This window comes from Ensifer sp. NPDC090286, assembly GCF_044769565.1.
Lineage (GTDB): Bacteria > Pseudomonadota > Alphaproteobacteria > Rhizobiales > Rhizobiaceae > Ensifer.
This window is the reverse complement of the sequence record NZ_JBIVYF010000006.1, coordinates 232,435-245,557: the sequence shown is the minus strand read 5'-3', so window position 1 is coordinate 245,557 and position 13,123 is coordinate 232,435. Positions and strand designations below refer to the sequence as shown.

The 13,123-nt window shown below is 63.3% G+C and carries 16 protein-coding genes and 1 pseudogene; 7 read left to right on the top strand and 10 right to left on the bottom strand.

From position 1 onward, the window contains the following. Window positions 1-109: 109 nt before the first annotated feature. Both ACIQUG_RS27990 and pyk read left to right on the top strand, forming a co-directional pair. The gene (locus ACIQUG_RS27990; protein WP_348272343.1) at window positions 110-532 is read left to right on the top strand and encodes a DUF1036 domain-containing protein; all 423 of its coding nucleotides are present in this window, start codon (window positions 110-112) and stop codon (window positions 530-532) included. Beyond that, complete coding sequence (gene pyk / locus ACIQUG_RS27985) at window positions 532-1,971, top strand: pyruvate kinase (protein ID WP_402325474.1); 1,440 nt, start codon at window positions 532-534, stop codon at window positions 1,969-1,971. The genes ACIQUG_RS27990 and pyk overlap by 1 nt, the downstream gene beginning before the upstream one ends. A gap of 66 nt (window positions 1,972-2,037) precedes the next feature. On the opposite strand, the gene ACIQUG_RS27980 is transcribed toward pyk, so the two are convergent. From ACIQUG_RS27980 to ACIQUG_RS27945, 8 genes and pseudogenes are all read right to left on the bottom strand, one after another. Next, on the bottom strand, window positions 2,038-2,613 hold the full coding sequence (locus ACIQUG_RS27980; protein WP_402325473.1) for an ester cyclase: 576 nt from the start codon (window positions 2,611-2,613) through the stop codon (window positions 2,038-2,040). 67 nt (window positions 2,614-2,680) lie between these two features. Continuing rightward, window positions 2,681-3,768: pseudogene (locus ACIQUG_RS27975) on the bottom strand (alpha/beta fold hydrolase). A 5-nt stretch (window positions 3,769-3,773) separates the two neighbouring features. Further along, on the bottom strand, window positions 3,774-4,133 hold the full coding sequence (locus tag ACIQUG_RS27970) for a hypothetical protein (protein ID WP_402325471.1): 360 nt from the start codon (window positions 4,131-4,133) through the stop codon (window positions 3,774-3,776). A gap of 198 nt (window positions 4,134-4,331) precedes the next feature. Beyond that, entirely contained in the window at window positions 4,332-4,946 is a 615-nt protein-coding gene (locus tag ACIQUG_RS27965) for a tetratricopeptide repeat protein (RefSeq protein WP_402325699.1), read from the bottom strand. A 78-nt stretch (window positions 4,947-5,024) separates the two neighbouring features. Beyond that, on the bottom strand, window positions 5,025-5,150 hold the full coding sequence (gene ykgO / locus ACIQUG_RS27960; RefSeq protein ID WP_034806120.1) for a type B 50S ribosomal protein L36: 126 nt from the start codon (window positions 5,148-5,150) through the stop codon (window positions 5,025-5,027). A 171-nt stretch (window positions 5,151-5,321) separates the two neighbouring features. Beyond that, the gene (locus ACIQUG_RS27955; RefSeq protein WP_402325469.1) at window positions 5,322-6,377 is read right to left on the bottom strand and encodes a 5-(carboxyamino)imidazole ribonucleotide synthase; all 1,056 of its coding nucleotides are present in this window, start codon (window positions 6,375-6,377) and stop codon (window positions 5,322-5,324) included. Continuing rightward, on the bottom strand, window positions 6,374-6,838 hold the full coding sequence (purE, locus tag ACIQUG_RS27950; protein ID WP_060518669.1) for a 5-(carboxyamino)imidazole ribonucleotide mutase: 465 nt from the start codon (window positions 6,836-6,838) through the stop codon (window positions 6,374-6,376). Before purE ends, ACIQUG_RS27955 begins: the two co-directional genes overlap by 4 nt. A 54-nt stretch (window positions 6,839-6,892) precedes the next feature. Further along, window positions 6,893-7,096, bottom strand: a complete 204-nt coding sequence (locus tag ACIQUG_RS27945; RefSeq protein ID WP_205237819.1) for a YdcH family protein — start codon at window positions 7,094-7,096, stop codon at window positions 6,893-6,895. A gap of 213 nt (window positions 7,097-7,309) precedes the next feature. Here ACIQUG_RS27945 and ACIQUG_RS27940 point away from each other — a divergent pair, with 213 nt between their 5' ends. Further along, the gene (locus ACIQUG_RS27940) at window positions 7,310-7,483 is read left to right on the top strand and encodes a YdcH family protein (protein WP_192450885.1); all 174 of its coding nucleotides are present in this window, start codon (window positions 7,310-7,312) and stop codon (window positions 7,481-7,483) included. A 172-nt stretch (window positions 7,484-7,655) separates the two neighbouring features. On the opposite strand, the gene ACIQUG_RS27935 is transcribed toward ACIQUG_RS27940, so the two are convergent. Continuing rightward, a complete protein-coding gene (locus ACIQUG_RS27935) occupies window positions 7,656-7,916 on the bottom strand; it encodes a helix-turn-helix transcriptional regulator (RefSeq protein ID WP_034806124.1) in 261 nt (86 codons plus the stop codon). Between the two features lie 100 nt (window positions 7,917-8,016). Continuing rightward, window positions 8,017-8,796, bottom strand: a complete 780-nt coding sequence (locus ACIQUG_RS27930) for a sulfite exporter TauE/SafE family protein (protein ID WP_205237820.1) — start codon at window positions 8,794-8,796, stop codon at window positions 8,017-8,019. A 106-nt stretch (window positions 8,797-8,902) separates the two neighbouring features. On the opposite strand from ACIQUG_RS27930, the gene ACIQUG_RS27925 reads away from it, so the two are divergent. The 4 genes from ACIQUG_RS27925 (at window position 8,903) to ACIQUG_RS27910 (ending at window position 13,120) form a co-directional block, all read left to right on the top strand. Continuing rightward, the gene (locus ACIQUG_RS27925; RefSeq protein ID WP_402325465.1) at window positions 8,903-9,550 is read left to right on the top strand and encodes a thiamine phosphate synthase; all 648 of its coding nucleotides are present in this window, start codon (window positions 8,903-8,905) and stop codon (window positions 9,548-9,550) included. A 9-nt stretch (window positions 9,551-9,559) separates the two neighbouring features. After that, the gene (locus ACIQUG_RS27920; RefSeq protein WP_402325464.1) at window positions 9,560-10,699 is read left to right on the top strand and encodes a tetratricopeptide repeat protein; all 1,140 of its coding nucleotides are present in this window, start codon (window positions 9,560-9,562) and stop codon (window positions 10,697-10,699) included. Window positions 10,700-10,969: 270 nt separating this feature from the next. Further along, complete coding sequence (locus ACIQUG_RS27915) at window positions 10,970-11,770, top strand: inositol monophosphatase family protein (protein ID WP_034806132.1); 801 nt, start codon at window positions 10,970-10,972, stop codon at window positions 11,768-11,770. Between the two features lie 252 nt (window positions 11,771-12,022). After that, a complete protein-coding gene (locus ACIQUG_RS27910; protein ID WP_402325461.1) occupies window positions 12,023-13,120 on the top strand; it encodes a MotA/TolQ/ExbB proton channel family protein in 1,098 nt (365 codons plus the stop codon). Window positions 13,121-13,123 lie beyond the last annotated feature (3 nt).

Below are 13,123 nucleotides of genomic sequence, written 5' to 3'. Positions count from 1 at the left end.
GCTACCCGTCGCAAGAAAGTGCCACGCAAATCAAAACGGAGTTCCATCGGAAACCGTGTCCAGATATCCTTTTTCCAAAGCGAAGCCGGGGCTGACGACACTGGGAGGCATGCTCCTGTTTCTCCTGGCAACATCAAGCTCATTTCTTTTCGCCAGCGACGCACGCGCCGACTTTCGCGTGTGCAACGGCACCCAGACACTGGTCGGCGTAGCCATCGGCTACCGGGCCAAGGACGGCTGGATGACGGAAGGCTGGTGGCAGGTGCCTGCCAACACCTGCGCAACCCTGATCGAGGGCGAGCTTCAGTCACGTTATTATTATCTTTACGCGGAAGATGCGGCCCGTGGCGGTCGCTGGACCGGTGACGTCAACATGTGCGTCGCCGAGAACGAATTCAAAATCACGGGCGTGCAGGACTGCTTCGCCCGCGGCTTCCAGCGCATGGGATTCAAAGAGTACGACACGGGGCGGCAGGGAAGCTGGATGGTTCAGCTTTCGGATCCGTCCGGCACGCAGGAAAGCCAGAATTGATGAAGCGGAACAGAAAAGTCAAAATCCTCGCAACGCTCGGACCGGCGTCTTCGGACGAGCAGATGATCCAGAAGCTGCACGAGGCCGGGGCCGATCTGTTCCGCATCAACATGAGCCATGCGAGCCACGACGTGATGCGCACGCTGGTGCAGCGCATCCGCGCGGTCGAAGCGCGCTGCGGCCGGCCGATCGGCATCCTCGGCGACCTGCAGGGACCGAAGCTGCGCGTCGGCAAGTTCGCTGAAGGCAAGGTCGATCTCAAGGTCGGCCAGACCTTCACGCTCGACAACAAGGACGAGCCTGGCGACAACACCCGCGTCTATCTGCCCCATCCGGAGATCCTCGAAGCGGTCAAGCCTGGCCACCGCCTGCTGATCGACGACGGCAAGCTGCACCTGAAGGCCGAGAAGACCGACGGCAAGAGCATCGTCACGACCGTTGTCGCCGGCACCAGGATTTCCGACCGCAAGGGCGTCAGCCTGCCTGATACGCTGCTCGCCGTCGGCGTGCTGACCGACAAGGACCGCGCCGACCTCGACGCAGTTCTGGCGACCGGTGAATTCGACTGGGTGGCGCTCTCCTTCGTGCAGCGTCCAGAAGACCTGGCCGAAGTTCGCAAGATCGCCCGCGGCCGCGTTGGCCTGATGTCGAAGATCGAAAAGCCGCAGGCGCTCGACCGCATCGACGAGATCATCGAGCTCTCGGACGCGCTGATGGTCGCCCGCGGCGACCTCGGCGTCGAGATGCCGCTGGAATCCGTGCCCGGCCTGCAGAAGCAGCTGACGCGCGCTTGTCGCCGCGCCGGCAAGCCGGTGGTGGTTGCCACCCAGATGCTGGAATCGATGATCTCGGCTCCGGTCCCGACCCGCGCCGAAGTCTCCGACGTCGCGACGGCCGTGTTCGAAGGTGCTGATGCTGTCATGCTTTCGGCAGAATCGGCCTCGGGCGAATATCCAGTGGAAGCCGTTTCGACCATGGCGTCGATCGCCAGCAACGTCGAGCGCGACCCGCATTATTCCAGCATCATCTACGCGCAGCGCACGCCGCCGGAAGCCACCGGTGCCGACGCGATTTCGCTCGCTGCCCACCAGATCGCTGAGACGCTGCGGCTCTCTGCCATCGTCTGCTACACCTCGTCGGGCACGACGGGTCTGCGCGCCGCCCGCGAGCGGCCGCAGGTGCCGATCATCGCGCTGTCGCCGATCGTGCAGACCGCGCGCCGCCTTTCGGTCGTCTGGGGCCTGCACTGCGTGGTCACCGAGGATGCGACCGACCTCGACGACATGGTCAACCGCGCCTGCCGCATCGTAGCCTCGGAAGGCTTCGGCAAGCCGGGCGAACGTATCATCATCTCGGCCGGCGTGCCGCTCGGCACCCCCGGCGCGACCAACATGCTGCGCATCGCCTATATCGGCTCGGACGGCATGAGCGGCGTCTGACGCCCGCATCTTTTTCGGACTGCAACGAGACCCCAGGCGCGATGATCCGCTCCTGGGGTTTCTGCCTTATTGGGCAAGACCGATCTGTTTCATGAAGCCCTGGTTGTCCCAGAAGAGGTATTCTTCGTCCATGACGCCCTCCTTGGTCCAATGACCGAGCGTCGCCATCTGGATCTTGAAGGCTTTGCCTGTCGGCTCGATCGCCTTGCCTCCGCCGATCGGCATAGGTTTGGTGAAGGTGCCTTCCATTACGCCAATGACGCCGGTCCATTCTCCGGAGCCGAAGCGCACCGGATGCTGCTTGATCCGCGTATCGGGGGCAAAAACGAACGTCGGCTTCAGCTCTTCGATGTGCGCTTCGATGCCCTTGGACGTGTGACCGTCGGGGTAGTGCACGAGAATGTCCTTGGCATGGCTTTCGTGCAGCCGGTCCCATTTCTGGTTGGTGTAGACGTCGAAGTCGAGGGTATCGAAGATCTCGAGGTTCTTGGCGGTCGTCTTTTCGCCCGCCTGGTACTTTGCCAGTTCTTCCATCAGGGCCGGCATCGCCTTGTCGGCACCGGCATCCTCAGGGAATGCGGGGCCTGCGCCGCCGCTGATCATCATTGCCGTCAAGGCCGCGGCTGAAAGCACTCTTTTCATGTCCGATCCCTCCCGTTAGCAGAGCCGAATGCTCCCTCACACGGTGCCACGACCCCGGCATTACCGTCTATGGATATGAGCCGTTGCGTGACGGTGCGGGCCGGAACGGGCTGCTCGGTCGCGCGGACGGCAGGGGCGTTGGGTCAGCGATCAGGGCGACTTGGCGGCGGCGAGCCTTTCTTCGGCGCGCTTGACTGCCGCTTCGAGATCGCCGGGCTTGCCGGCCAGTTTCTCGACCGCGGCAACGACGACGTCGGTGACCACATAGTCGGGCTTGTGGCCGAGATTGCCGATCCAGTGCAGTTCGGCGCCGGGAATATCGCGCGCCAGCCCGCGCGAGTGGATATCGGCCAGAACGATGCCGTCGCTGTCGCCGGTGATGATCACGGTCGGTGCGGCGATGTCTCGGTAGCGGGGCGCGGTAGCAGTCAGATAGCCGTGCAGATTGGCGATATCGCGGGCGTTGCTGAGGAAGGTCGAGGGACGTAGCACCAGATGCGGGCCGGTCTTGTCGATGTAGTCGGCCGGCCGCGGGTTGGGCGAAAAGATCGAGTGCGTGCCGCCCTCGATGCGTCGCTGTCCCAGTGGCGTTACCAGCGTATGGGCAAAGAGCCAGCCGACGAAGGGCAGGGCCGTCAGGCGGTAGTACCAGTCGATGCCGCCGGGCCAGGGGTGGGTGGCCGGCGCCAGCAGGAGGAGGCCGGCGGTCTTGTCTGGATGATTGAGCGCGAAGCTCGCCGCAATCGCGCCGCCGAAGGAGTGGCCGACGATCACCGCGCGACCGACGCCGCGCTTGTCCATCAGCCTTGCGATCGCATCCGCCTGGCCACCCGGCAGGTCGTTTTCCGGCCCGCCGCGCTCGGAATAGCCATGGCCCGGACGATCGACGAACAGCATCTCGGCGCGACCGTCAAGCGCGGTGGCGAAAGCATGCAGTTGGTCGAGCAGGTTGCCGCTCGCGCCATGAATGAAGACGACCGGCAGGAGGTCGGCCTGCCCGCCGGCCGGCAGGTGCACGCTGTTCATGCGGTAGCCGCCGATATCGATCAGTTCGCCGACATTGGGAAAGCGCCGGGCGAAGCCACGCGCGTTCCAGAGGCTGTAGGCGACGCCGGCGAGTATCAGTGCAAGGAACAGGAGCGTGACTGGGAACATCATTTCTATTTGTCTTCCGGCGCCCGTCTTTCAAGGCGTGCCGAACCCTTGGGACCGCCGAGGTTTATCCTTTGCCATCGCGGCCAGATGTCGTCCACAGCGCGCTTGCGGGCCAGCACAAACTCTGGCAGCGCCGCATCCCGGTTGTCTTTGTTGTAGCGGTTGTCCATGCGGTCGACAACGAGCACCGGAGGCGCGCCGAATTGATCGGCTGTGATGTCGACGATGAAATTCCCGCATTCGACCCAGGCATGGCTTTGCCAGGTCTTCCCCCAGCGGAAGCCGAACGGTTCGTTTTCAGGCCCCAACGGCCCGCTGCGCGGCGTACCGCAGACCCATTCGGCGCCGAAGCCTTGAGTGTTCAAGACGCGCTGCAGGAAGAGGCTCGTGCGACCGCAGGTGCCTTGGGCGGCGATCGCTGGGCGGTCGGCTCCGGCATGGCGATGCCATTCCTCCCAGACGGGTTCGACGAAACGGCGCGCCGCTGTCGCGATCTTCAGAAGCGACGTTCTGTCGGAGGGGAGGGGCGTTGACGGGCTAGGCAATCGACCGGATCGCGCGTGTCAGGTCTTGCTGCCGGCGAGCTTTTCGGCAAGTTCGCCCAGTTGTTCCTGCGCCTTGCGATCGGCGGGATAAATGTCCAGGAACTGTTCCCAGGCACGCATGGCAAGCTCATCCTTGCCGGAGGCGCCGAGGATTGCCGCCATGCCGGCAAGCGCGCCGAAGTGGCGGGGCTCGATCGACAGCACGCGGTTGATGTCTGCCATCGATTTCCGGTAGTTGCCCATCGTATAGTGCAAGGTCGCGCGGCGGTTCCAACCTTCGACATAGTTGGGCGCAAGGGCGATAACCTGGTCGAGGATATCGAGAGCGGCCGGCTGCTTGTTGTCGGAGATCGCCTTGTCGGCCCATTGCATCAGCAGGTTGACCGTGGCGCTGCCGGAATCCTGCCACTCCATGCGGATCTGGTTGGAAAGCTCGCGCGCCTTGTCAGGGTCACGTTCCTTTTTCAGGTCGGCGAACAGGGTGTCGAGGCGTTGCTTCGGGGTGGTGAGGCTGGTTGCTTCCGTTTGCGTCGAGGCTTCCGCCGCGAAGGAGAGGTTGCCAGCTCCCGTGGAGGTGGCGAGCAGGGCGGAACACGCCAGAATCAAGGGTCTAAAAACTCGCATGGCGAGCATGTTAGCTCGCCACGGAATAACTTCAAAATCAATTCTGGGACATCGCCTGAGCGCTGTTCCCAAGTCCCCTGACGGGTCTCAGCCCTGACGAGCCTTGAAGCGCGGGTTGGACTTGTTGATGATGTAGATGCGGCCCTTGCGACGAACCAGACGGTTTTCGCGGTGGCGGGTCTTGAGCGACTTGAGCGAATTCTTGATCTTCATTTTCCTGATCCGCAGGTTTCGGGGAATGAAAATTCGCCCGGTATCTCTAACAATCAAAAGCGCGCCCGTGAGCGCGCTCCTTTAAGGTGGGATGGCAAATACCGTGTCACCCCTGGTGTGTCAACCACAAGACGCCCCATTTTGGCGTCTTGCCCCGCATTTCTATGGCTCTCAGCCGCGGACGAGCCGCGTGACGTGGCCCATTTTGCGCCCAGTGCGGGCCTCTGTCTTGCCATAGAGGTGCACCAGCACGTCATCCTCGGCAAGCCATGCGGGGACCGCGTCGAGGTCATCGCCGATCAGGTTCTGCATGACGCAGTCCGAATGGCGACGCGGATTGCCGAGCGGCAGTCCGGCTACGGCACGGATATGCTGCTCGAACTGCGAGACGACGCAGGCGGCTTCCGTCCAGTGACCGGAATTGTGCACGCGTGGCGCCATCTCGTTGACGATCAGGCTGCCGTCGGCGAGCACGAAGAACTCGACACCGATGACGCCGACATAGCCGAGCGCATCGAGGATGGCCTTGGCGGCAACCCGTGCCGCTTCGCCCGTCGCAGCGCCGATCTCCGCCGGGACCGTCGAGGTATGGAGGATGCCGTTGCGGTGTACGTTTTCCGCCGGATCGAAACAGGCAACGGCGCCATCGGGCGCGCGGGCGGCGATGATCGAGATTTCGCGCTCGAAGGGCACGAAGCTTTCGAGGATCAGCGGTACGCCGCCGAGTGCCGCAAAAGCGCCGGCCGGGCTGTCTGCCGTCGAGCGGAAGACGCGCTGTCCCTTGCCGTCATAGCCGAGGCGGCGGGTTTTCAGGACGCCGGTTCCGCCGAAATCGGCAAGCGCCGCTTCGAGGTCGGCCTGGCTGTCGACGGCATGGAAGCGTGCCGTGGCAATGCCGCAGCCGTTGATGAACTGCTTTTCGGTGAGGCGGTCCTGGGCGACTTCCAGCGCCTTCGGCGGCGGGAAGACGGGACGTTTCGCGGCAAGCCGCTCGGCGGCCCCGACCGGCACGTTCTCGAATTCGTAGGTGATGATGTCGCTGACTTCGGCAAGCTCGCCGAGCGCGGCTTCGTCGTCATAGGCCGCGACGATCTGGTCGTTTGCGACCTGGGCAGCGGGACAGTCGACCTGCGGCTCGAGGATGACGGTGCGGAAGTTCAGTCGGGCGGCTGCCATCGCCAGCATGCGGCCAAGCTGGCCGCCGCCGATAATGCCGATGGTGGTCATGCCTCGTCCACCGGATACTCGGCAACGGCAATGGTCTGCTGTTCACGCCAGTCGTCGAGCCGGTCTGCGAGGTCCTCGTCGCCAAGCGCAAGGACGGCTGCGGCAAGGAGTGCTGCATTGACGGCGCCGGCACGGCCGATCGCGAGCGTGCCGACCGGGATGCCAGCCGGCATCTGGACGATCGACAGCAGACTGTCCTGGCCGGAGAGCGCCTTTGACTGGACCGGGACGCCAAAGACCGGCAGCGGCGTCATCGAGGCGCACATGCCGGGTAGATGCGCTGCACCTCCGGCGCCGGCGATGATCACCTTGAAGCCCTCGTCGCGGGCGCCCTTGGCGAAGTTGACCAGCCGATCGGGCGTGCGATGGGCCGAAACGATGCGCGCCTCATAGGGGATGTCGAGCGCGTCGAGCGTATCGGCGGCGTTCTTCATCGTCTCCCAGTCCGACTGGCTTCCCATGATGATGGCGACGGGTGGGGTCGTGGTGTCGATCACGTCTGTCCTGTTCCGCGTTCAGGCAATGATATCGGGAATGATCTGGTCTTCGATCTTGCTGATCTTGTCCTTGATCGCCAGCTTCTTCTTCTTCATGCGCTGGATCCGCAGCGCGTCGCAGCCGGTCGAAATCATGGCGTTGATGGCAGCATCGTAGTCTTCATGTTCCTGCCTCAGCCGCGCGGCAGTCAGTCTGAGTTCGGCCTGGTCCTGGTCCGGCATGCAAAGCGATCCCCATCAGCCCGGTTGCGAAGTCCTCCTCGAACCGGAATTTCATGCGCCGCTCTATCACATCTTGGGCGGTAACGGGAAGTTATCCGTCGTCATCATTTCGCCTTCGACAAATGAAAAATGGCATGGCACAGTAGTAAGGTTACAACCATGGAACATCCGGCATTTGCGTGCCGGATGCAAGCAAAAGGAAGGGACTGCCAAATGACTGTTGAGGCTCATCTTGCAACGCTTGAGAAAAAACATGGCGCCCTGGAACAGGAGCTTCATACGGCACTGAATCAGCCATCTGTGGAAGACGAGCTGATCACTGACATCAAGCGGAGGAAGCTGCGCATCAAGGACGAAATCGAAAGGCTTCGCTCCTCGACTCACTGATTATCAACGGTATTTCCCAGGACTATCGGGAAGCGCCATCTCCCCTCTGAGTAGGCGCAACAAGGTTTAGAACCAATCCCCACGATGGAAGATACGAAATGCTGGACCGGGCTTGACGCCCGGTCTGTTTCTTTTCAGGGCGTGCCGCCCAGGCTGACGGCGCCTGCCGCGCTCAGGACCAGAACTGGTCGAGCCAGAGATTGAGGCGGTCGAAACCCGGCCGGTTGATCGCATAGATCCGCCGGGTGCCGCTCGCCGATACCGAGACCAGATTGCAGTCCAGCAAGGCCTTCAGGTGCTGCGATACGGCCGGGCGGCTGATCGGCAAGCCTTCTGCCAGTTCGTTCACGGTTTTCGGCGCGCGCCGCAACTCCTCCAGCAGGTGGCGCCGGTTCGGGTCCGCAATGGCATCGAAAGGGTCCGCGATCGTCATGGGCGGACGTTAGGCGAATTTTTGCAAAGCAGCAAGAAATTTGTGCGGTGCGAAGCGCTAATTTTGCTTTGCAATATTTCCGTAATACTTGGGTGGTGGCTCAGCCGGCCGCGGCGAGGCCGACGATACCGTCCCAGAGCAGCTTCGAGCCCGCGATGAAGGCCATGCTATACATGAAGGGATAGAAGATCTGCGGCTTCATGCGGCGAACGATAAAGGCGCCGCACACGGTCGCGACGATCGCCAGCGGAAAGAGCGTCGCCGAGATTTTCAGGTTGCTGAGATCCAGTTGCCCGAGCGCGAAATAGGGAATGAGCTTGACTGCGTTGAGGATCGCGAAGAAGCGCACGATCGTGCCGGTATATTCGCGCGGATCGAGCTGCAGCGGCAGCGCATAGATCTGGAAGGGCGGGCCGCCGGCATGCGCAACAAAGCTGCCATAGCCGGCGAACGAGCCCCAAAGCGCTGCCGGCCCGGCCCGCTGCGTCTTCGGCGCGATGGTGATGCCGAGGCGCATGCGCCAGATGTTGTAGACGTAGCGAAGCACGAAGAGCACGGTGATCAGGCCGATGATCAGGCGGAGCAGGTCACGCGAGACATAGGCGGAGGTCGCCCAGCCGATGAGGATGCCGGCAATGGCGCCGGGCAAAAGCATGAAAAGCGTCTTGCGGTCGCCATGCTTGCGCCACATCCAGAGCGATACAAGGTCCATCGCGATCAGGATCGGCAGGAGCAGGGCCGCGGCCTGGACGGGCGACACCGCCATCGACAGGATCGGCACGCCCATGAGCGAAAGCGCTTCTCCCATGCCGCCTTTGCTGAGGCCGACAAGCAGAACGGCCGGGATGGCGATAAGGTAGAAGTCGAGATCCGGAAGCATGGGTGGCTGTTGATCCTTTTGCAGTCTCCGTCTATCGGTTTTCGGAAATGAAATCGAGCGCTGGTTTCGCGGCTTACGCGGCACAGCCGGAAATGGATATCTGAGCATGACAACAGAACGCTGCCGCCTGGTGCTGATCGCGCCCGACATGCCCGATGCGGCGGAACGTGCCAAGGTGCTCGCCGACGCGCTCAAGGGTGGCGACGTCGCCTCGGTGATCGTGCCGCAATACGGGCTCGACGATGCCGAGTTCCAGAAGCATGCCGAGCGCCTGGTGCCGGTCATCCAGGAGGCGGGCGCCGCAGCGCTGATCGCGGGCGACTCGCGCGTTGCCGGTCGCGCCAAGGCGGATGGCCTGCATGTCGCCGGCAATGCCGAAGTGCTCGGCGAGGCGGTCGAGAAGCATACGCCGAAGCTGATCGTCGGCGGCGGCAACGCGGCCGACCGCCACCATGCGCTGGAGATCGGCGAAGTGCGCCCGGACTACGTGTTCTTCGGCAAGACCGATGGCGACATCAAGCCGGAGGCGCATTCGAAGAACCTGGCGCTTGCCGAATGGTGGGCGTCGATGATCGAGATCCCGTGCATCGTCATGGGCGGCACCGATCCGCAATCGGCGCTTGCCGTGGCGGAGACCGGCGCCGAGTTCGTGGCGCTTCGTCTGGCCGTCTTCGGTGAGCCGGGACAGGCCCCTTCCGTCGTTGCCGCGGTCAACGCGTTGCTTGACGAAAAAGCGCCACGGTTTGAAGATTAAGACGTTTCGATGTTGAACCGTCCGTCTTCCAGATTGAGTAGGGGTCTTTCCCTTGTCGCCCTGGCCGTTGCGCTGGCGCTGCCGGCACATGCGCAGGAGCAGCCGAGCGACGGCGGCGATGCCGGCGTCGAAAAACGCGGCCGCATCACGCCCTTCAACGGCGCGGCGATGCCCGAAGGGGCAGAGACTGGCGACAAGTCGAACGCGGCCCCGGGAAAGAAGCCGGGAGACGGCACGGCGCCGTCTGGAGGCGTGGGCGTTTTCGATCGCATGGGTGCGGAATTGCCGGCGCTACCGGCCGAAAAACCCTTCGCCGGCAAGGTCGACGAGGCCTATGGCGCGTTCCAGCGCGGCTATTACCTGACCGCGATGGATCTGGCGCTCCCACGGGCGCAGCTCGGCGATCCGGCGGCGCAGACGCTGATTGCCGAAATCCTGCAGCAGGGGCTTGGCGTCGTGCGCAACCCGCAGCAGGCTGCCTTCTGGTATGGCCAGGCGGCGGAAAAAGGCGATCCGGCGGCGATGTTCAAATATGCCCTGATCCTGATGGAGGGGCGCTACGCCAAGCGTGACCGGAAGAAGTCCGACGATCTGATGAAGAAGTCGGCCGATCTCGGCAACGGCTCGGCGCAGTTCAACTATGGGCAAACGCTCGTTGCCGACAATCCCGGACCGAAGGGATTGAAACTGGCGATGCCCTATTACGAGAAGTCGGCCGAGCAGGGCATTGCGGACGCGCAATATGCGTTGTCGCAAATCCTGGTCAATGTCGACGGCATCGAGGAAAGCAAGCGGGCGCGTGCCCGCGAATGGCTGATCCGTGCGGCGCGGGCGGGCTTCGATACCGCCCAGCTGGACATCGCCATCTGGATGATCGAAGGCATTGCCGGCGATCGGAACCTGGAGGACGGCTTCGGCTGGATGCGCCGGGCGGCCGAGGGCGGCAACGTGGTGGCGCAGAACCGGCTCTCGCATCTCTATGTCAATGCCATCGGCACGCGGCCCAACCCGGTCGAGGCGGCCAAATGGTATGTGCTGTCACGCCGCGCCGGCCTCAAGGACGATGCGCTCGAGGACTTCTACCTCGGCCTGAACGAAGAGCAGCAGAAGCAGGCGCTGAGCGCGGCGAACAAGTATCGCCGGAGCTGAGCGAGGCGGAATCCCGTCGCCGCCGGCCGGCAAACATGCTATTTCGCTTGAACTCGCGGGGCTTTTGTGGTTCTGAAGCCGCGGTTTTGCTCGTGGCGCCACGACAGTGGCTGCAATGCGCGAGCGGAGTGAGACTTCACTCGGTTTTTTGACGACGGAACACGGTTTGCAGCTTGCCCTTGGGGCCGGCAATGCGCCTATGTTTCGTCAAGCAGGTTCAACGTCCGATCGAACGCGTTCGATCGGCCTTCGTTTTCAAGGGATCGCCAGATGGCCCGTTCAGCACTTCTCAATGTCATGGTTCAGGCCGCCTTCAAGGCGGGCAAGTCGTTGTCCCGCGATTTCGGCGAAGTCCAGAACCTGCAGGTCTCGCTCAAGGGACCGGGCGACTATGTTTCGCAGGCCGACCGCAAGGCCGAAAAGCTCATCCGCGAAGAACTCCTGAAGGCTCGTCCGACCTATGGCTTCCTCGGCGAGGAAGGCGAGGAGATCATTGGCACCGATGGTGCGCATCGCTGGATCGTCGATCCGCTCGACGGCACCACCAACTTCCTGCACGGCATTCCGCATTTCGCCGTTTCGATCGCACTGGAGCGCCAGGGCGAGATCGTCGGCGCCGTCGTCTTCAATCCGGCGACCGATGAACTCTACACGGCCGAGCGCGGCGGTGGCGCCTTCCTCAACGACCGCCGTCTGCGCGTCGCTGCACGCAAGCATCTTTCCGATGCCGTGATCGCCACCGGCACGCCGCATCTGGGCCGCGGCAACCACGGCAAGTACCTGATCGAGCTGCGCCACGTGATGGGCGAAGTCGCCGGCATCCGCCGCATGGGCTCGGCCGCACTCGATCTTGCCTATGTCGCTGCCGGCCGTTTCGACGGCTACTGGGAGCGTGACCTTGCCGCCTGGGATATCGCCGCCGGCGTGCTTCTCATTCGCGAAGCCGGTGGCTGGACGCACGATATCAACGGCGGCGCCCGCCCGGTCGATGACGGTTCGGTCATCTGCGGCAACGAATACATCGTCAAGGCGCTGACGGAAGTCGTTCACCGCCCGGTGCCGACGAAGTAAGTCGCCATCCCTTTCGTTTCAAAGCCTCCGACGCGCAGCCCGCATCGGGGGCTTTGTTTTTGGTGCGAAGCTCGGCGGAGCAACACGACACCGCCACAGGCCCGTGCCTAACTGGCGACCTGCGGGCCGCGACGTGATCGCGGCTGCATGCACAAATTGGCCCTTGAATCGATTTCGGTTTCAGGAATTATGCGATAGGCTCCGGGCCGGCGCGGCGCCGTTCCGTCAAGTGAAGCGGAGATACTCATACCCATGACGAAACTGCATCTGTCCGGATGGAACGGTCGGGAAGGCATGGAAGACGGCTACAACCCGCATAAGCTCTCGAGCCCCATGCACTATTTCTGGACGATGGTGGTCTTTCTGATCATCGTCGGCTTCGTGGGTGCGATCCTCTTCCGCCAGGCGCAGAATGCCTTTCTCGCCAATCCGGGCCTCAACGGCCTGATCCTCGGCGTCCTGCTGATCGGTATCCTGCTCGTCTTCAACCACGTGCTGGGCTTGCGTCCCGAAGTGCGCTGGTTCAATTCGTTTCGTGCCGCCGGTAGCGCCGACAAGGTCGGGCGCGATCCTGTGCTGCTCGCGCCGATGCGAGCCCTGATCGGCGGTCGCCAGACGGCAATCTCGACCACGGCGCTGCGGTCGATCCTCGATTCCATCGCCACCCGCCTCGACGAATCGCGCGACATTTCGCGTTACCTGACCGGGCTTCTGGTGTTTCTCGGCCTGCTCGGCACCTTCTGGGGCCTGCTTGGAACGATCGGCTCGATCAACACGGTCATCCAGTCCCTGGATGCCGGATCGGGCACGACGGAAGACATTCTCTCAGCGCTGAAGACTGGCCTGTCGGCGCCGCTGACCGGCATGGGTACGGCGTTTTCGACATCGCTTTTCGGCCTTTCCGGTTCGCTGATCCTCGGCTTTCTCGATCTGCAGGCCGGGCGGGCCCAGAACCGTTTCTACACCGAGCTTGAAAACTGGCTCTCCTCCGTGACCGATGTCGGCTCGGAGCTTTCGCCGGCGCTCGACCTGCCCGCCGGCGCGCCGGTCGAGGAGCTGAAGAGGCTCACCGACCAGCTCGTCCGCCTCAACCATGAGGGCGGCGCGAACCAGCGCACGACCGCCGCCATGGCAAGCCTCGCCGAAGGCATTCAGGGGCTGGTCAAGAACATGCGCGGCGAGCAGCAGATGCTGCGGGACTGGATCGAAGCCCAGCAGGACGAAGCCAAGGCGATGCGCAAGACGCTCGACAAGCTGGCTTCGCGCGTCGGCATCTCCGACCGCTCGTCTGCGCATGACAAGCCGGCCGTGCCGGCGAAGGCGCGCGTGGAAGAGACCGGAGGGGAATGATCC